The organism is Rhodopseudomonas palustris, assembly GCF_013415845.1.
GTDB classification, from domain to species: domain Bacteria; phylum Pseudomonadota; class Alphaproteobacteria; order Rhizobiales; family Xanthobacteraceae; genus Rhodopseudomonas; species Rhodopseudomonas palustris_F.
This window is the reverse complement of the sequence record NZ_CP058907.1, coordinates 1451753-1470611: the sequence shown is the minus strand read 5'-3', so window position 1 is coordinate 1470611 and position 18859 is coordinate 1451753. Positions and strand designations below refer to the sequence as shown.

Genomic DNA, 18859 nt, shown 5'->3' with positions numbered 1-18859 from the left:
TCATGTTCAGCAAAGTTCTGATTGCCAACCGCGGCGAAATCGCTGGGCGGATCGGTCGCACCTTGCGCCGGATGGGGATCGCATCCGTGGCGATCTATTCGGACGCCGACCGGTTCACCCGCCCGGTGCGCGAGGCCGACGAAGCGGTGCGTGTCGGCGGCGACGCCGCCAGCGACAGCTATCTCAACGTCGACGCCGTGATCGACGCCTGCCTCGCCACCGGCGCGCAGGCGGTGCATCCCGGCTACGGCTTCCTGTCGGAGAACCGCGGCTTTGCCGAGCGGCTGAAGCAGCACGGCATCGCCTTCATCGGTCCGCGTCCCGAACATCTCGAGGCGTTCGGCCTGAAGCACCGCGCCCGCGAACTGGCGCAAGCCAGCAACGTTCCGCTGTTGCCCGGCACCGGGCTGATCGACAGCATCGAGGAAGCGCTCGAGGCCGCAGGCCGCATCGGCTTTCCGCTGATGCTGAAGAGCACGGCGGGCGGCGGCGGCATCGGCATGCAGCTCTGCCATGACGAAGCGACGCTACGCGAGCGCTTCGCCACCGTGCAGCGCACCGCCCGCGCCAGCTTCGGCGACGCGCGGGTGTATCTCGAGCGCTTCGTCGCCGATGCCCGGCATATCGAAGTGCAGATCTTCGGCGACGGCCAGGGCAACGTGATCGCGCTCGGCGAACGCGACTGCTCGCTGCAGAGGCGCAATCAGAAGGTCGTCGAGGAAACCCCGGCACCCGGCATCTCGGACGAGATGAGGGCGCGGCTGCATCAGGCCGCGGTCGCGCTCGGCCAGAGCGTCGCCTACGAATCCGCCGGCACCGTCGAATTCATCTACGACGTCGCCCGCGACGAATTCTATTTCCTCGAGGTCAACACCCGCCTTCAGGTCGAGCATCCGGTCACCGAAGCGGTGTTCGGGGTCGATCTGGTCGAATGGATGGTGCGCCAGGCTGCCGGCGACAGCCCGCTTGCGACCTACACGCCGCGTCCGCCGCAAGGCGCGGCGATCGAAGTGCGACTGTATGCCGAAAATCCCGGTGCCGGCTTCCGGCCCTCGGCCGGCCGGCTGACCCAGGTGGCGTTTCCGGATGACGCCCGCATCGACGGCTGGATCGAAACCGGCGACGAGGTAACGCCGTTCTACGATCCGATGCTGGCCAAGCTGATCGTGCACGCCGCCGACCGCGACGCCGCGATCGACAAGATGATCGGCGCGCTCACCACGACCACCGTGGCCGGGATCGAGACCAATCTCGATTATCTGCGCGCGATTGCTTCGTCCGATCTGTTCCGCAGCGGCAAGGTCGCCACCAAGGTGCTGGCCGATTTCAGCTTCGCGGCGCGCACCATCGACGTGGTGGCGCCCGGCGCGCAATCCGGCCTGCAGGAGCTGCCGGGCCGGCTGCATCTGTGGCACGTCGGCGTGCCGCCGAGCGGACCGATGGACGAGCGCTCGTTCCGCCTAGCCAACCGGATCGTCGGCAATCCGGAAACCACAGCGGCGTTCGAACTCACCGTCAGCGGCCCGACGCTTCGCTTCAACGCCGACGCCGTGGTAGCACTGTGCGGAGCCGGCATGGGCGCCAAGCTCGATGGTGTGGCGGTCGGCAATGACGCGCCGATTGCGGTGCGCGCCGGCCAGATGCTGGCGGTCGGCAAGATCGAGGGCGCGGGCCAACGTTGTTACCTCGCCATCCGCGGCGGTTTCGACGCGCCCGAAGTGTTCGGTTCGCGCGCCGTGTTCACGCTCGGCGCGTTCGGCGGCCACGCCACTGGCGCTCTGAAGGCCGGCGATGTGCTGCATTTCGGTTCGATCGCGCCGGCCGCGGAGCCGCGTGCGCTGAGTGACGCGGAGCGGCCGGCTCTGACACGTGCGTGGCAGATCGGCGTAATCTACGGCCCCCACGGTGCGCCCGATTTCTTTTGTGACGAAGACATCGCGACGTTGTTCGCCTCCGACTACGAAGTGCATTTCAACAGCGCGCGCACCGGTGTGCGGCTGATCGGACCAAAGCCGCAATGGGCCCGCACCGACGGCGGCGAAGCCGGGCTGCACCCTTCGAATATCCACGACAACGCCTATGCGGTCGGCGCGATCGACTTCACCGGCGACATGCCGATCATCCTGGGCCCCGACGGCCCCAGTCTCGGCGGCTTCGTCTGCCCGGCCGTGGTGGCGCGCGACGAATTGTGGAAGGTCGGCCAGCTCAAGCCCGGCGATAAGCTCCGCTTCGTGCCGGTGACGCGCGCCGATGATCCGGTCGCGGGGCCGACCGTGATCACCGCGCCCGCCGAGCTTGGCTCCGCGATCGTCGGCCGCCATGATGATGGCGAGATCCCGGTGGTGTATCGCCGCGCTGGCGACGACAATCTTCTAGTCGAATACGGCCCGATGGAGCTCGACATCGCGCTGCGCCTGCGGGTGCACGTGCTCGCCGAGGCGGTCGAGAAGGCGAAACTACCCGGCCTGATCGATCTCACCCCGGGAATCCGCTCGCTGCAGATCCACTACGACAGCACGGTGATGTCGCGCCGCAAGCTGCTCGACGCTCTGGTCAGAATCGAGCGCGAACTGCCCTCGGTCGAGGCGATGGCGGTGCCGAGCCGCATCATTCATCTGCCGCTGTCTTGGAACGATCCGCAGGCGGTGCTGGCGATGCGCAAGTATCAGGAGCTGGTGCGGCCGGATGCGCCGTGGTGCCCGTCCAACATCGAGTTCATCCGCCGCATCAACGGCCTCGACAACGAGGACGATGTCAAGCGCATCGTGTTCGACGCCAACTACCTCGTGCTCGGCCTCGGCGATGTCTATCTCGGTGCGCCGGTCGCCACCCCGGTCGATCCGCGGCATCGCCTGGTCACCACCAAGTACAATCCGGCCCGCACCTGGACGCCCGAAAACGCCGTCGGCATCGGCGGCGCCTATATGTGCATCTACGGCATGGAAGGCCCCGGCGGTTATCAGCTGTTCGGCCGCACCATCCAGGTCTGGAACACCTGGCGCACCACCGAAGTGTTCAAGCCCGGCCATCCGTGGCTGCTGCGGTTCTTCGACCAGATCCGGTTCTTCCCGGTGACGCCGGAAGAGCTGCTCGACGCCCGAGCCGCGTTCCCGCACGGCGGCTATCCGCTCAAGATCGAAGAGACGACGTTCTCCTACGCCGACTACAAGGCCTTCCTGGCGCGCGAAGCCGACGGCATCGCGACGTTCAAGACCCGTCAGCAGACCGCGTTCGAGGCCGAGCGCCAGCGTTGGCGCGACGCCAAGCTCGACGAGGTGGTGGAGGACGACACCGCGGCCGCGCTCGGCTCCGGCGGCGACGTGCCGGACGGCTGCGTCGGCCAATTCACCGAGGCGCCGGGTAACGTCTGGAAGCTCACCATCGAACCGGGCGAGCATGTCGAGATCGGCCAGACGCTGGCGGTGATCGAGTCGATGAAGATGGAGATCGCGATTCCGGCGACCGCACGCGGCATCGTCAGAGCCCTCAACGCCAAGCCGGGCCAGACGCTGCGCGCCGGCGACCTGATCTGCGCGCTGGAGGAAGTGTGATGTCGGCTGCTGAACTCACCACCTTCCCGACGATCGCGACGCTGCACACCGCCTATGCGGCCGGCGCCTCTCCGGCAGAGATCATCGCCACGACGTATCGCCGGCTCGAAGCCGTGGCCGATCCCGGCATCTTCATCACGCTGCGGCCGGAGCACGACGTCCTTGCCGACGCCGCCGCACTCGGCCCGTTCGATCCCGATACGAAGCCACTGTGGGGCATCCCATTCGCCGTGAAGGACAATATTGACGTGGCCGGGCTGCCGACCACGGCAGCCTGCCCCGGCTTCGCGTCCACGCCGAGCGAAACTGCGTTTGCGGTTCAGCGCCTGCTCGATGCCGGCGCGATTCTGATCGGCAAGACCAACCTCGATCAGTTCGCCACCGGCCTGGTCGGCGTCCGCACGCCCTATCCGGTGCCGCGCAATGCGATGGATCCGCGCTACGTGCCCGGCGGGTCGAGCAGCGGCTCGGCCGTGGCGGTGGCGCATGGCCTCGTGACGTTCGCGCTCGGCACCGACACCGCAGGCTCCGGCCGCGTGCCTGCCGCGCTCAACAACATCGTTGGACTGAAGCCATCGCTCGGCAGCGTATCGTCGCGCGGCATGGTGCCAGCGTGCCGGACCCTCGATACAATCTCGGTGTTCGCCGGCACGGTCGCCGATGCGCATGCGGTCTATGGCGTGATCGCAGCTTTCGACCGCGAAGATCCATGGTCGCGCCCGCACGCCGGCGCACCGGCCCGTCCGAACGCGTTGTCGCCCGGCTTACGAATCGGGCTGCCGAATCCAGCCAGCCGCAAATTCGCCGACGACCTCGAGTCCGAACACGCATTCGATCTTGCCGTCGCCGATCTTGCGACGGTGGTGCCCGGCCCCGTGCGCGCGGTGGACCTGACGCCGTTGTTCGACGTCGCCAGTCTTCTCTACAGCGGACCGTGGGTCGCTGAGCGCTATCAGGCAATCCGACATGTGATCGAGACAACGCCGGAGCTCTTACATCCGGTGACGCGCAAGATCATCGGCTCGGCTTCGGCGTTCAGCGCTGCCGATGCGTTTGGCGGCCTGTACCGGCTGGCCGAACTGCGCCGCGCCGCTGATGCGATCTGGAGCGGCATCGACGTACTGATGGTGCCGACCTATCCGCGCCCGCGCATGGTCGCGGAGCTGGAGGCTGATCCGATCGGTCCGAACAGCGAGCTCGGCACCTACACCAATTTCGTGAACCTGCTCGACCTGTGCGCGCTGGCTGTGCCGAGTCGCTTCCGCGCCGATGGTTTTCCGTCGGGCGTGACGCTGATCGCACCGGCAGGCCGCGACGACCTCCTCGCCGCGCTGGGCGAGCGCCTTCACGCCGCAAGCGGCGTACACTTAGGCGCCAGCAGCACCAAGGTGCCGGCTCCCATCGAAGTATCGCCCTCTGCCGTTGCGAATGAGATCGAGCTGGTGGTGGTCGGCGCGCATCTGTCCGGCATGCCGCTGAACCACGAGCTGACCAGCCGCGGCGCGCGTTTCCTGCGCGCAGTCTCCACCGCGCCCGACTACAAGTTGTTCGCCCTGCAGGGCGGCCCACCATTCAGGCCCGGCCTGCTGCGCGTCGCTCCGGGCGAAGGCACCCCAATCGCAACGGAGGTTTGGGCGATCTCCGCCGAAGGCTTCGGCAGCTTCGTCGCCGGCATCCCCTCGCCGCTCGGCATCGGCACTACACACCTCGCCGACGGCACCACGCCAAAGGGGTTTATCGTCGAAGCCGAGGGCCTGAAAGGCGCTAGGGATATTTCGTCATTCGGCGGATGGAGAGCCTACATCAAAAGCCTTGCCGGGTAAGGCGAGGCGCGAGACGGCCTCCTGATCTAGTGTCCGATGTCGCGGACCGCGGCCGCGGAAAGCGACGGAACGACGAATTGCTCGTGCCCGACCACTGGCCACGTCCTCGAACATGGTTGCGTCCGTCCCGAAGCTGCGATGACCACTTCGACCACATCGACTGAGATGCCAACGAGTGCGGAGCACCTCCGCAACAAGGCACCGCTTCCTACGCACCGATCGAAACGATAGGAATACGCAGATAGGCCTGCCCGTCACGGTGAGCGAACAGCTCAGCCATAGACAATCTAAGCCGGTGCGACGACACTAAACTGAACTACGCGCAAGGCATTTCCCCCATTCGCTCCAGCCTTCGCCAACCGGGCTGGCGGGAACGTATCGGCAAACGCATAAACCGGCTCTCATGGAGCCACTCAGATGGCGGGATCGTCCGCATCGGCAAGCAGCGCCCTGGTCGCACGTTGGGCTCGGGTATATTCCACCGCCAACTGATCCACGACCTCCGCCACGCTCTGGACCACCTTGACGCCCGAGACAGTATGGCCAGCGCTCCACAGATCAACCCAGCGTTTCGGACCGCGCATCCCGTCCGCGTAGCTGCTGAACATTTCACGGGCGCGTTCGGGTGACACCGGGGCCGCCAATTCCTGCGGATCGAGACCGCAGGCAATGATCGACGGGCGAAGGAAGTTGGCGTCGATACCACTGATGCCACGCGTCAGCACCACATCGTCGATGCTGCTGTCGACCAGCATCGCTTTGTAACCGTCGGATGCATCGCACTCCTGCGTGCCGATGAAGCGCGTCCCCATCAGGCCGAGATCGCAGCCGAGTGTCCGTGCGGCCCACAACGCCTGACCGTCGGAGACGCCCCCGGCCAGCAACAGTGGACCGTCATAGAAATCGCGAATCGCGCGAACGAATGCGAAGCCATTGGCCCAGCCGGTCTGCCCGCCGGCGCCCGCCGTCAAGAGAGCGAGACCATCGACGCCTTGCTGCAGAGCCTTTCTCGCATGGCGGATCGAGGCGACGTCGGCGATGACAAAGCATCCGATATCCTGCAGCGGCTTTACATATTTCTCAGGCGCGCCAGTGCTGACGAGGACGATTTCGACCTTGTGCTTGATCAAAATTTTGAGGTCGGCCTGCAGCTTGTCCGGATCAGATCGCGCCAGAATGTTTGCGCAGTAAGGCGCGTCGTAGGCACCAGCGGCCGAGACGGCCTGCTTGATCTCGTCGATCCATCGATCGAGCTGGTCGGGCGTTCGGGCGTTGACCGTTGGAAACGAGCCGATGACGCCGTTACTGCAGCTCGCTGCAACCAAAGCCGGCCCTGATATGCGCAGCATCGGCGCGACCAGGACTGGCAGTCGTAGACGCGCGCGAATCTGTTTGAATTTCTCGGACATTTGCACTTTCGACTTTCTTGCTTGGTCTTGGCGCGTCGGCGGACCGCAACATCCCGTGGCGCTGCAGCGCCGATCTCCGCGTGGAATTGATCGCAGTCGCGATCAGACAGTGTCAAGCCGTCTCGGAGACAGGAGCGCCATCGGACGCATGCAGCGCCAGTCTGTGCTTCAGAACCTTGCCATTGGTCGCCAGCGGCAGCTTGTCCACGAAGCGGAATTCCTGGGGGCGCTTGTAGCCGGCAAGCCGGCCCGCAAGAAACGCGTCAAGCTCCGTGTCGTTGACGGATGAGGCCGGCGCTCGCTCGACGAAGGCGATGATGCGCTCATTGTTCTGCTCGCGCCTGCCAACCACGGCGGAGTGGACGACCTGGGGGTGAGCGTTAATGGCGCGCTCGACTTCCGCGGGATACACGTTGAAGCCGGAGCGCACGATCATGTCCTTGCTGCGCCCGACGATGTAGACTTGGCCGTCGGCAACCCGAGCAAGATCGCCTGTTGTCAGCCATCCGTCCGCATCCAGCGTGCGTGCGGTGAGTTCGGGATCACGAAAATAGCCCTTCATAACGGTCGGCCCGCGGATCAACAATTCGCCGACGTCGGGCGTATCGCTATCGGCCGCATCGCCCGAGCGAACGGCAACGAGCTTCCACTCGAGGCCCGGCAGAAACCAGCCGACCGACTCCGGCACAACCGGCGCAGTCACCGACGTCAGGCAGATCGACGACGAAGCCTCGGTCATGCCGTAACCATTGTGAAGCGGAAGCCCGAACACCGCACGCGTGCGCTCCGCCAACGCAGCTTCCAACAGCGAGCCACCGGCCCAGATAAAGCGCAGCGAAGGAAGATAGAGTCGAACGTTGTGCGTTTCGATGTGATGCAGCAGCTTGTAGAATACCGTCGGAACTGCCGGAAACACCGTGATCCGCTCGCGCTTCAGCACGTTCAGCACGGTCTCCGGATCGAACCGCTGCTCGATCACCACCGTGGCGCCGACCAGCAGCGCCGACAGGCTGACGGAGAACAGTCCCATCACATGGGTCATCGGTGTCGTCAGGAACAGGCGATCCTCAGTGCGCAACTGCCGCAGCGATGCCGAGGTCGAAGCTAAAGTCAGCACGCTGCGATGGGACAGCATGACGCCCTTCGGCGTACCGGTTGAACCCGACGTATACATTAGCAAGGCGATCTGTTCGGCGGGATCGTCCAGCACCGGCTCGGCCGTGCCGCCAAGGTCTTCCTCGTCGATCAGAACCGTACCGAGGCTGGGATGACCGACACGGCGCGCAGCGCTGGCCTCACCGTGCCGCAGAGCATCCGGGGACCGATCGGCGAAATAGATCGTCGCGCGGGGGCGGCAATGCGCCCGGATCGCATCGATCTCCGGCTTAGATAGCCGGGCATTCAGCATCACGACCCATAGATCCAGCGCGCTCGCCGCGAACATCGCCTCGAGCAGCGCTGCCGAGTTCTCCCCGACCAGGATGATCCGTTCGCCCGCACGGTACCCGAGTTCGTAGAACCAAGCCGCGGTTGCGTCGATTTGATCGGCGAGTTCGCCGTAACTGACACGGGCATCACCCTGCGACAGCGCGATACGCTTCGGGAATTCCGCGCGCCATAGCGTCCGCACATCTGCCAGCCGCCGCAACCGTGACACTGCTTCGAGATCAGTCATCGTACCATCCCCCATCGCCGCACCGTGGCGTTCTCAAGCGTGCGAAAAATCAGGCTCTCGATCAGCAATCCAATCAAGACCACCGTCAGCAGGCCTGCAAACACGTTCGCCGTTTCCATCAAATTCCGGTTCACGAAGATGAACCAGCCGATGCCGCCCGAGCCCGACGACACGCCGAATACCATTTCGGAGGCGATCAGCGTGCGCCAGGCAAACGCCCAACCGAGTTTGAGGCCGGAGATGATCGAGGGCAGCGCGGCGGGAAGTAGGATATGCCGCACATAGCGTAGTCCTCTTAGACCGGCATTCTGGCCTGCCATCCGCAATGTTGGGGAAATCCCCTCGAATCCGGTGTGCACATTCAGTGCCATTGGCCACATCACGGCATGGACGATGACGAACACGAGGCTGCCCCACCCCATGCCGAACCACAGCAATGCGATCGGCAGCAGCGAGATTGCGGGCAACGGATTGAACATCGCGGTCAGCACCGACAAGGCATCGCGCCCGAACCTGTTCGATACTGCGAGCGACGTCAACAGGCAGGCCAGAACCACGCCGATGACATAGCCCGTCAACAGCACCCGCAGCGAGTTGCCGATCCGCACAGTCAGTTCGCCGCCGACCAGCCCGTCCCACATCGCTAGCAGCGTCTGGCTCAGAGTCGGCACCAGCAATGGATTGTCGACGAACCGCCCATAGCCCTCCCAAACCGTCGCAAGCAACAACAGGAAAGCGGCTTGGTGCACCCAACTACGTCCGAACTGCCTTTGCCAAACCGACAACTGGCGCTCGGCCGCGATCGGCCGGTCCGCTGCTTCGCCCTGCACCGCGCGGAACTGCAGTTTTGCTGAACCGCTCATGCCGCCGCCTCGTCGCGCTTCATTGCCCCTAACAACCGGCGATCGATGTGAGCCAGCAACCGACGATGCTCGTCCGGTGCCAGCGCGCTCAGCGGCGCACCACCCGCCGAGACGTCGTCGAGCACCCTGCCCGGCTGCGATGACAACAGCAGCAGCCGCGTGCCGATGATCAGGGCTTCCTCGACCGAGTGCGTGACGAAGACGAGCGTGATGTCGGTGTCCTGCCAGAGTTCGAGCAACTCGCTCTGCATCTGCCGCCGCGTCAGCGCGTCGAGCGATGCGAACGGCTCGTCCATCAGCAGGATCTCTGGCTGCATCGCCATGGCCCGCGCGATGGCGACACGCTGCTTCATGCCGCCCGACAAGGTGTGCGGATAGGCATCGGCGAAACGAGTGAGGCCAACCTTATCGACGAAGCGAAGCGCCCTGCGGCGCGCTTCGGCGGCATCGGTACGCCCGCTCATCTCGAGCGGGAAAGCGATGTTCTCGGTCACCGACTTCCACGGTAGCAGCTGATCGAACTCCTGGAACACCATCATCCGGTCCGGGCCCGGGCCGTGGACCCGGCGGCCGTGAAGTTTGATCTCGCCGCGCGTCGGGGGCAGGAAGCCGCCGATCGCCTTGAGCAATGATGATTTTCCGCACCCCGAAGTCCCGAGCAGAACGAGGCGATCGCCGCGATCGACCCGGAAACTCACCTCTGAGACCGCGGTAACCAGCGCATCCTGCGTCTTGTAGACCAGCGACACGCTTTCGACAGACAAGACTGTGCTGCCCTCGGATGGAGGCACACACATCGACTGAGGTTTCATGATTTGAGATCCTGATAGCAGCCGCCGAAAGCTGCGGAAGAGAGTCTCGTCCGTGGCCCAGAAGCCGCGCTCAGCTACCGGCAAGATTATGAATCTCAGGGAAGTAGAACTCCTTCCAAGTCGCCGGACGCGTCTTGATCGTGCCGATGTCGTTCATGAACTTGGCGAGAGCCAAGGTGTTGCGCGGAACGATATCGTAGTAGCGGCGCAATTCGGTCAGTTGCCGCGTCGTGTCTTCCAGCGAGGTCTTGTCGCCGGATTCGCGAAGATAGCTTTCAGCCGTGCGGCGGGAGTCGGCGGCGATGCTCTCCAGCGTCTCCTGGTAGGCGGCGAAGAAGATCGCGAACAGCTTCGGATTCTGCTCCCGGAATTTCTGCGTCGATGCGAGCACGACCTGGGTCGTGGGACCGTTCGGCGTCTCACCGCTGTCGAGGATCGCACGCGTTCCCGGCACTTTCAGTTCCTGGGCCAGAAATGGCGCGATCGAGAAATGTGCGTTTACCTCGCCACCGGAGAGGAAGGCAGCCAAGGCATCGGGATGGGACAGACTGACCGTGAGATGGTCGAGCTTATTGAAATTCGTTGGGCCGAACGCTTCCGCTGCCGCCTGCTGCAGGAAGATCGCCTGCGGCGACACCCGGACGGTGGGAACAGCGATACGATCCGCGTCGGTGAAGTCCTTCACGGAAAGCACCTTCGGATTGCGCGTGACGAGAACCATCGGCACCGCGCCGGCAGGACCGATGGCGCGGACAGCCCCGCGTGTTTTGTCCCAGAGATTGAAAACACCGGGGAGACCGGCGCTGATCACGTCGACCGATCCGGAGACCAGCGCTTCGTAGGTCGCAGAGCCCTGCGTGTTGATCCAAGACACCTTCAACGGGATTCCTGCCGCCGCGGCATGCTTCTCGATGATTTTCTGGTCCTTCATGATGGTCAACGGCAGATGCCCAAAGCCATACTGGTTCGCGAGGCGGATTTCGGAGGCTTCAGCCGACGCCGTTCGCGAAAACGCGCCTGACAGACCTATCGATGCCCCAACCAATGCGCTCTGCAGAAACGACCGGCGGCTCGATTTGAAACGGCTGACGGCATCGCGATTGTCTGCAACGTCAAACATCGAAGTCACGCTCCTTCTAAAACGGCTTCATGCGACATTGCACAGCCTTGCGGTGTGACGCGGCGCGGAGCCCACTGCTACCGGCGTTATAGATTTCGCACTGGAGAATTGTCGATGAAAGGAAACTTCAAATTGGACGTACGCATCAGAAGCAAAATCGTCGATGCAACGGCACCACGACAGTAAAATTCCGAGCAGGCGTCTCAAACGGTCACGCACCTTGCCGTCGCAAATCCAACAAGGAAGCAAGAGCCGTCGTCGTCGAGCAGTGGTTCGCCGCATAGGAACTACCCGTTCCGCGCCAGACGCACGTCGCTTGGTGAGCGAGCGTCGTGACTTTGGATCGCTTGGGCGAGCGGATCCTGTTGACCGCAGTCTCGTCCCGAACTCTGATCTATTTCTCGTCCACAACCAGATGGCACGCGACCGAGTGACCCGCGTCACCGCACGACCGCACCGGCCGGGGAGTTTCCGTTCGGCAACGCTCCAGCGCCACCGGGCAGCGTGTATGAAACCGGCAGCCGGACGGCGGCGCATAGGGGCTCGGCAAATCCCCCTTCAGCGGCGCGCCGCGTCGGCCGGGGCTGTTGCAGTCGATCCGCGGGATCGAGGCGAACAGCGCCTGCGTGTAGGGGTGCGCCGGCGCTGACCACAACCGTTCACGAGACGCGATCTCGACGATACGGCCGAGATACATCACCGCGACCGTGTCGCTGATATACTCGACGACTGAGAGATCGTGGCTGATGAACAGATACGCGACGCCGAGTTGCTTCTGCAAATCGACCAGCAAGTTCAGGATCTGCGCCTGCACCGAGACGTCGAGCGCCGAAACCGGCTCGTCGAGCACCAGCAGTTTGGGATCGAGCGCCAACGCGCGCGCGATGCCGATGCGCTGGCGCTGGCCGCCGGAGAATTGATGCGGATGGCGGCCGGCTGCGTCGGCCGGCAAGCCGACCTTGGTCAGGAGATCGGCAACGCGGTCGCGCCGCTCGGCGCGGCTTCCGATCCGATGGATGTTGAGCGGCTCGGCGATCAGCGCCCCGACGGTCCAGCGTGGATCAAGCGATGCCAGCGGATCCTGAAACACCATCTGAATATCGCTGCGATGCGCGCGCAACTCGTTCCGGGACAGCCGGCTGAGATCGACGCCGCCGAGCCGCACGCTGCCGCGCTCGGGCTCGATCAGGCGCGCGATCGCGCGCCCCAGGGTGGACTTGCCGCAGCCGGACTCACCGACCAGGCCCAGCGTCTCGCCGGGCCGGATCGTGAGTGACACACCGTCGACGGCCTGTACCACCCCGCGCGAAGTCCCGAACCGGACCACGAGGTCGTCGACCGTGAGCAGCGGCTCAAGATGCGCCGGCACCAAAGGAAGCGAGCTCTGAAACACGCGACTCCTCGATTCTCAGACAAGCGACAGATCCGCCCTCCCTTACCGGAATCAGCGGCGGCGGCGCGACGTGACAAGCCTCGATCGCGAGCAGACAGCGCGGCGCGAAACGACAGCCCAGCGGCATCTCGCGCAGCGACGGCACCATCCCGCCAATCTCGGTGAGCCGCGCGCGAAAGCCGCTGCCCGCGCCCAGCCGCGGGTGGGCGGCGATCAGGCCGCTTGTGTAGGGATGACGCGGCGTGCGTAGCAGGTCCCTGGTCGCGCGCTCCTCAACCTTGCGGCCGGCATACATCACCAACACTCGGTCGGCGTGTTCAGCCACGACGCCGAGGTCGTGAGTAATGAGCAGCACCGCAGTGCCGGTCTCGCGCTTCAGCTCGTCGATCAGCTCCAGGATCTGCGCCTGGATCGTCACGTCAAGCGCGGTGGTGGGCTCGTCGGCCACCAGAACCGACGGGGAACAGGCCAGCGCGATCGCAATCACCACGCGCTGCCGCATGCCGCCGGACAGCCGATGCGGATAGTCGTCGAACCGGCGACGCGGATCGGGAATCCGCACCCGATCGAGCAGCGCCACAGCGCGCTCACGCGCGGCCGAATAGGAAATGTTCTCGTGCTCGCGGATCGCTTCGACGATCTGTTCTCCAATGCTGAGCACCGGGTTGAGCGCCGTCATCGGTTCCTGGAAGATCATCGCGATGCGATTGCCGCGCAGCCTGCGCATCTGCTCCCCGCGCAGTCCCAGAATGTCGCGGCCATCGAGCCTGATGGCGTGGCCTTCGACACGCCCAGGCGGCGCGATCAGCCCGAGCAGCGCCAGCGCCGTCAGCGACTTGCCGCAGCCGGACTCGCCGACCAGCGCCAGCGTTTCACCTTGCGCCAGTTCGAAATCGAGGCCGCTCACCGCCGTCAGGTCGCCGCCCCGATCGGCGAATTTGACGGTCAGCCCCTCGACCGATAGCGCCGGCAGACCGACCATCACCGACGCTCCCGCTTGGGATCGATGGCATCGTTCAATCCGTCGCCCAGCAGGTTGAGCGCCAACACGGCGACGACGATAGCGAGGCCAGGGATCGTCGCGATGTACCAATCCGAGCGCAACACTTCGCGCCCTGCGCCGACCATACCGCCCCAGCTCACCACATTAGGATCGCCGAGGCCGAGAAACGCCAGGCTCGACTCGGTGAGGATCGCGGTGGCGACCATGACCGAGCCGGAGACGATGATCGGCGCGAGCGTGTTCGGCAACAGATGCAGGAAGATGATGCGCAGGTCGGAGGCGCCCAGCGCGATCTCCGCCTGCACCAGGTCGCCGTGGCGCAGCTTGAGGATCTCGGCGCGGACGAGTCGCGCGAGACTCGGCCAGGCCGTCACGCCGATGGCGGCAACGATGGTGGGAATAGTGGGCTGCAGGATCGCCACGATCGTCAACGCGAACAGAAACTGCGGAATGGTCTGGAAGAACTCGGTCAGCCGCATCAACGCGGCATCGACCTTGCCGCCGTAATAGCCGGCAATCGCACCGACACCGACGCCGATCACCAGCGACACCGCCGTGGCCACCGCGCCGATCAACAGCGAAATTCGCGCACCATGCGCGATGCCGGACGCCAGATCGCGCCCGAGCATGTCGGTGCCGAGTAAAAACGCGGGATCGGCCCCGGGCCGCAGGAAAGGCTGTCCGACGAAATCAAGCGGATCGCCAGGGAAGATCTGATCAGCGAGGAGCGCCAGCGCGATGATCGCGCCGAGCAGCACCATCCCGATCAGCGCCGACGGCTGCCGGATCGCACGCGAGAACAGGCTGCTCCGGCCGGGACGAAAACGGGAATTACCGACGGCGAAATCAATGAGGGTCATGATCAGATCAGTTCGATGCGCGGATCGAGCACGGTGTACAAGAGATCGATCAGGATATTGGCGATCACCACCACCACCGAACTACACAGCAGAATGCCGAGCAGCAGATTGAGATCGCGCTGGAACAGCGCCTCGAACGCCAGCCGACCGAGCCCCGGCCAGGAGAACACGGTCTCGACCAGGATGGCGCCGCCGAGCACCGAGCCCACCTGCACCCCCAACATCGTGACCACCGGCAGCAACGCATTGCGCAGCACGTGCCGCCGCGCGATGCGGCCCGGCCGGACGCCCTTGGCGACCGCGGTGCGGACGAAGTCCTGTCCCTGCACGTCGATCATCGCCGCGCGCATCAATCGCGCATACACGGCGAGAAAGAACAGTCCGAGCGTTGCCGCCGGCAGGATCAGATGCAGCAGGACGTCTTGCAGATAGGCGACGCCGGTGTAGCCTTTCTCGATGCTGACCATGCCGCCGACCGGCAGCCAGTCGAGCCAGACCGAGAACACCACGATCAGCATGATCCCGGTCCAGAACACTGGCGTCGCATAGAACAGCAGCGCAACGGCGGAGATCGCAGTATCGGCGACGCGCCCGGCGTTGCGTGCCGCGGCGACGCCGAGCGCCGATCCGACCACCAGTGCGAAGCCGATCGCCGTTCCCATCAGCAGCAGCGTCGCCGGCAGCCGCTGCATGATCAGCTCCGCGACCGGCATCCCCTGGCGGAACGAATAGCCGAGATTGAACGTCAGCAGGTTGCCGAGATAGACCCCGAACTGCACCGGTAGCGACTGGTCAAGTCCGAACTGCTTGCGCAGCGCGGCGAGATACTCCGGTGTGGCCGAACCCGCTTCCCCGGCCAGCACCTGCGCCGCGTCGCCCGGGGCGAGGTGCAGCAGGAAGAAGTTGATCACGGCGATGCCGAGCACCACCAGCGCCAGTTGCACGCCCCTGCGTGCCAGGAAGCTCAGCACGGTCATCGTCACGTGTGAGGCCCGTCAGTTCTGCGCAGGCGGCGTTTCGAACCAGGCGTTCTTCAGCGAACCGTAGGATTGATCCGCCTGCAGCACCACGTCTTTGAGACCAGACGCATGGATGGTGAAGAATCGCAGCTCCAGCAGCGGCAACGTCGGGAGGTCACGTAGCACGATCTGCTGGAAGCGTTTGAAATCGTCGACGCGCTTGGCCGGATCGCCCTCGATCGCCGCGGCCTGGATCAGGCCGTCGACCTCGGCGTTGCGATAGCCGGAGCCGTTGGTCCAGGGTGTCTTGGTGCCGAGCCAGCCCGACCAGTAGGCTCGAACCACGCCGATCTGCGGATCCGGAAAGGCACCGTTCCAGGAGCTGGAAATGTCGAAATCGCGATCGGCATAGACCCGCTTGATGAATGCAGCAGAATCCTGGCTACGGATGTTGATGTCGATGCCGACCCGCTTCAGCGCCTGCTTGAGATACTCTCCGGTGCGCTTGTAGTCGTCGCCGTAGGGCAGGAAGTCGTGGTTGAGTGTGAAGCGCACGCCGTCAGCGCCGCGCTTGAAGCCGGCCTCGTCGAGCAGCGCTTCGGCCTTCTTCGGATCGAACGGATAGGTTGGCACTCTGGCATCGTGGAACGTGGTGAGCGTCGACGGCACCGGGCTGATCGCCGGCTTGCCGAAGCCGTACCAAACCACTTTGGCGATTGCGTCCTTGTCGAGCGCATGGGCGATCGCCTGTCGGACCCGTAGGTCCTTGAGATATGAGTTCTCGACATTGAGGTCGAGATAGAGCAACGGCGACAGCCAGTCATAGCCACGGGTATCGACCTTGAGGCCCGGCAGTTTCGACAGCCGCTCGACGTCGCGGAACGGCACCGGATTGAAGGCGGCGTACTGGACCTCACCCTTCTCGATCGCGGCGGCGCGTGCCGCGGCATCCGGGATGATCTTGAACACGACCTTGTCGAGATAGGGTCTGTTCGGCTCCCAATAGGTCGGATTGCGTTCCAGGACGATGTACTCGCCCTTCTTCCATTCCTTGAACACAAACGCGCCGGTGCCGACGGGCTTGTTGTTGTATGGATTATTGAGAATGTCCGTGCCTTCGTAGAGATGCTTCGGCAGGATCGGCGCGCCGACGCCGTTGATCACGCTCAGGATCGGCAGCGACGGCTTCGCAAGATGCAGGATCACGGTGTGATCGTCGGGCGTATCCACGCTGGAGACGTTCTCGAAGATCGCCTTGTTGCGCGGATGAATGGTCTTCCAGACGTTCTCCAGGCTCCACTTGACATCGGCGGACGAGAACGACCGGCCGTCGTGCCATCTCACGCCGCTGCGCAGCTTGAAGCTTATGGTCAGTCCGTCCGGCGCCACCGTCCAGCTCGTCGCCAGCGACGGCTGCGGCTTCAGATCGAGGTCGTAATACACCAGGCCATCGAAGATGTTGGCCGCGATCACTTGGGTGGGCTGCGCCGTGTTGGCGGCCGGCGTCAACGTCACCGGCTCCGGCTGGACGATCGCAGTCAGCGTGCCGCCCGATCTCGGCGTCTCGGCGGCCAGCGACGGCGCGACGGCAAGAACCACGGTGGCAAGTGCCGCTATCCAGACGCGCGGCTTGGTTACGATCGGAGTCATGTCGCAAGTCCTTTGCTGGCGGAGATCGTCGAGTAGCTCGGCAGAGGCACACCGCCGCCGAGCAGCGGAGATCAATTCTGCTTCGGGACCTCGAACCAGAAGTCGCGGAAGCTGCCGTAGACTTGATCGCCGCGGATTTTCAGCGTCTTCAGATTTGCCGCCTGCACCGTGAAGAATTTGAGTTCGACCAGCGGCAAGGTCGGCAGATCGGTCAGCACGATCTTCTGGAAGTCCTTGAATAATGCGACGCGCTTGACCGGATCTGGCTCGCCCTGCACTTTCGAGATGATCTGATCGACCTCGTTGCTCCTGTAGCCCGAACCGTTGGTCCACGGGATGTTCTTGCCGACGGACGCAGACCAGTAGGCACGGGTGACGCCGATCTGCGGATCCGAGAACGCCGCGAACCAGGTGATCGACAGATCGAAATCGCGATCGCCGTAGACCCGTTTGGTATAGGCCGCCGTATCCTGTGTCCGAATGGTGACGTCGACACCGACGCGCTTCAGCGCCTGCTTGATGTATTCGGCCGTTCGCTTGTAGTCGTCGCCATAGGGGATGTAGTCGATGAACAGCGTGAAGCGGTTGCCGTCGGCGCCGCGCTTGAAGCCTGCCTCATCGAGCAGGGCATCGGACGACTTCACGTCGAACGTGTCGGTCGCCGCGCTGGCATCGTGGAACGCCGCCAGCGTCGAAGGAATCGGGCTGCCCGCGGGCTTAGCGAAGCCGTACCAGACCACGTTGGCGACCGCCTTGCGGTCGATCGCCCGCGCCAGCGCGTGGCGCACCCGGATGTCCTTGAGCGGACCGCGCTCGACGTTGAAATCGAGGAACAGCCATGGCGACAACCATTCATAGCCCGCGGTTTCGATCTTCAGGCCAGGCAGCTTGCCGAGCCGTTCGGCATCCTTCAGCGGCACCGGGCTCAGCGTGGCGTACTGGATCTCGCCCTTCTCGAGTCCGGCGGACCGCGCAGCCGCATCCGGCACCACCTTGTAGATGACCTTGTCGAGATACGGCTTGCCCTTATCCCAATAGTTTGGATTCTTCTCGAGCAGGATGTACTCGCCCTTCTTCCATTCCTTGAACACGAAGGGGCCGGTGCCGACGGGCTTGTTGTTATAGGGATTGTTGAGAATGTCGGTACCTTCATAAAGGTGCTTAGGAAGCACCTGCGCCCCGTTACTGTTGATCGAACTGAGGATCGCCACCGACGGTTCGCTGAGTCGCAAGATCACCGTGGCATCGTCGGGCGTCTCGACGGCACGGACCTTGGCGAAAGTCGCCTGGTTGCGTGGATGGATCGTTTTCCAGACATTCTCCAGCGTCCACTTGACGTCGGCGGAGGTGAAGGGCTTGCCGTCGTGCCAGAGGACACCTTTGCGCAGATGCAGCGTGAACGACAGCCCGTCGGCCGACGTTTCCCAGCTCTCCGCGAGCGCCGGGATCGGCTTGAGGCTGGTGTCGTAGTCGACCAGACCGTCGAAGATATTGCCGCTGACCGTACCGGTCGGGGCCGCGGTGTTGAGCGCAGCCGTGAGGATCACCGGCTCGGGCTGGATGATGGCAGTCAGGGTTCCACCGGGCTGCGGCACCTCGGCGGCACGAACGGGCGCGGCAAGTAATACAGCCGCGACCATCGCCAGCGCGACGGTGCACTTGCGCAACCGAATGTTAGCGAGCTTTCGAGTCCATTCGGTCGCGCCTTGGGAGAATCGCTGATCCGGCATCCGTTCCTCGT

At 64.3% G+C, this 18859-nt stretch carries 13 protein-coding genes; 2 read left to right on the top strand and 11 right to left on the bottom strand.

The window, feature by feature from the left end:
- Positions 1 to 2: 2 nt before the first annotated feature.
- Both uca and atzF read left to right on the top strand, forming a co-directional pair.
- Complete coding sequence (gene uca, locus HZF03_RS06850) at positions 3 to 3551, top strand: urea carboxylase (RefSeq protein ID WP_119017105.1); 3549 nt, start codon at positions 3 to 5, stop codon at positions 3549 to 3551.
- Positions 3551 to 5374 (top strand): allophanate hydrolase, encoded by a 1824-nt coding sequence (gene atzF, locus HZF03_RS06845; RefSeq protein ID WP_119017106.1) that lies wholly within the window; start codon positions 3551 to 3553, stop codon positions 5372 to 5374. Before uca ends, atzF begins: the two co-directional genes overlap by 1 nt.
- Positions 5375 to 5787: 413 nt before the next feature.
- Here atzF and HZF03_RS06840 read toward each other — a convergent pair whose 3' ends face one another.
- The 11 genes from HZF03_RS06840 to HZF03_RS06790 form a co-directional block, all read right to left on the bottom strand.
- A complete protein-coding gene (locus tag HZF03_RS06840) occupies positions 5788 to 6783 on the bottom strand; it encodes an NAD(P)H-dependent flavin oxidoreductase (RefSeq protein ID WP_119017107.1) in 996 nt (331 codons plus the stop codon).
- Between the two features lie 112 nt (positions 6784 to 6895).
- Entirely contained in the window at positions 6896 to 8458 is a 1563-nt protein-coding gene (locus HZF03_RS06835) for a class I adenylate-forming enzyme family protein (protein WP_165858084.1), read from the bottom strand.
- Positions 8455 to 9321, bottom strand: coding sequence for an ABC transporter permease (locus HZF03_RS06830; RefSeq protein WP_119017109.1), 867 nt, complete (start codon positions 9319 to 9321; stop codon positions 8455 to 8457). The genes HZF03_RS06835 and HZF03_RS06830 overlap by 4 nt, the downstream gene beginning before the upstream one ends.
- A complete protein-coding gene (locus HZF03_RS06825) occupies positions 9318 to 10133 on the bottom strand; it encodes an ABC transporter ATP-binding protein (protein ID WP_119017110.1) in 816 nt (271 codons plus the stop codon). Before HZF03_RS06825 ends, HZF03_RS06830 begins: the two co-directional genes overlap by 4 nt.
- A gap of 70 nt (positions 10134 to 10203) precedes the next feature.
- Positions 10204 to 11253, bottom strand: coding sequence for an ABC transporter substrate-binding protein (locus HZF03_RS06820; RefSeq protein ID WP_119017111.1), 1050 nt, complete (start codon positions 11251 to 11253; stop codon positions 10204 to 10206).
- 394 nt (positions 11254 to 11647) lie between these two features.
- Positions 11648 to 12646, bottom strand: a complete 999-nt coding sequence (locus HZF03_RS06815; RefSeq protein ID WP_119017112.1) for an ABC transporter ATP-binding protein — start codon at positions 12644 to 12646, stop codon at positions 11648 to 11650.
- Positions 12606 to 13628, bottom strand: coding sequence for an ABC transporter ATP-binding protein (locus HZF03_RS06810; protein ID WP_119017113.1), 1023 nt, complete (start codon positions 13626 to 13628; stop codon positions 12606 to 12608). Before HZF03_RS06810 ends, HZF03_RS06815 begins: the two co-directional genes overlap by 41 nt.
- Positions 13628 to 14410 carry an ABC transporter permease gene (locus HZF03_RS06805; RefSeq protein WP_234832158.1) on the bottom strand — a complete coding sequence of 261 codons (783 nt, stop codon included), beginning with the start codon at positions 14408 to 14410 and terminating at the stop codon, positions 13628 to 13630. The genes HZF03_RS06810 and HZF03_RS06805 overlap by 1 nt, the downstream gene beginning before the upstream one ends.
- A gap of 101 nt (positions 14411 to 14511) precedes the next feature.
- Entirely contained in the window at positions 14512 to 15480 is a 969-nt protein-coding gene (locus HZF03_RS06800; RefSeq protein WP_207804860.1) for an ABC transporter permease, read from the bottom strand.
- 24 nt (positions 15481 to 15504) lie between these two features.
- Positions 15505 to 17118 carry an ABC transporter substrate-binding protein gene (locus HZF03_RS06795; RefSeq protein WP_119017116.1) on the bottom strand — a complete coding sequence of 538 codons (1614 nt, stop codon included), beginning with the start codon at positions 17116 to 17118 and terminating at the stop codon, positions 15505 to 15507.
- Between the two features lie 71 nt (positions 17119 to 17189).
- Entirely contained in the window at positions 17190 to 18848 is a 1659-nt protein-coding gene (locus tag HZF03_RS06790) for an ABC transporter substrate-binding protein (RefSeq protein WP_119017117.1), read from the bottom strand.
- Between the last annotated feature and the right edge of the window lie 11 nt (positions 18849 to 18859).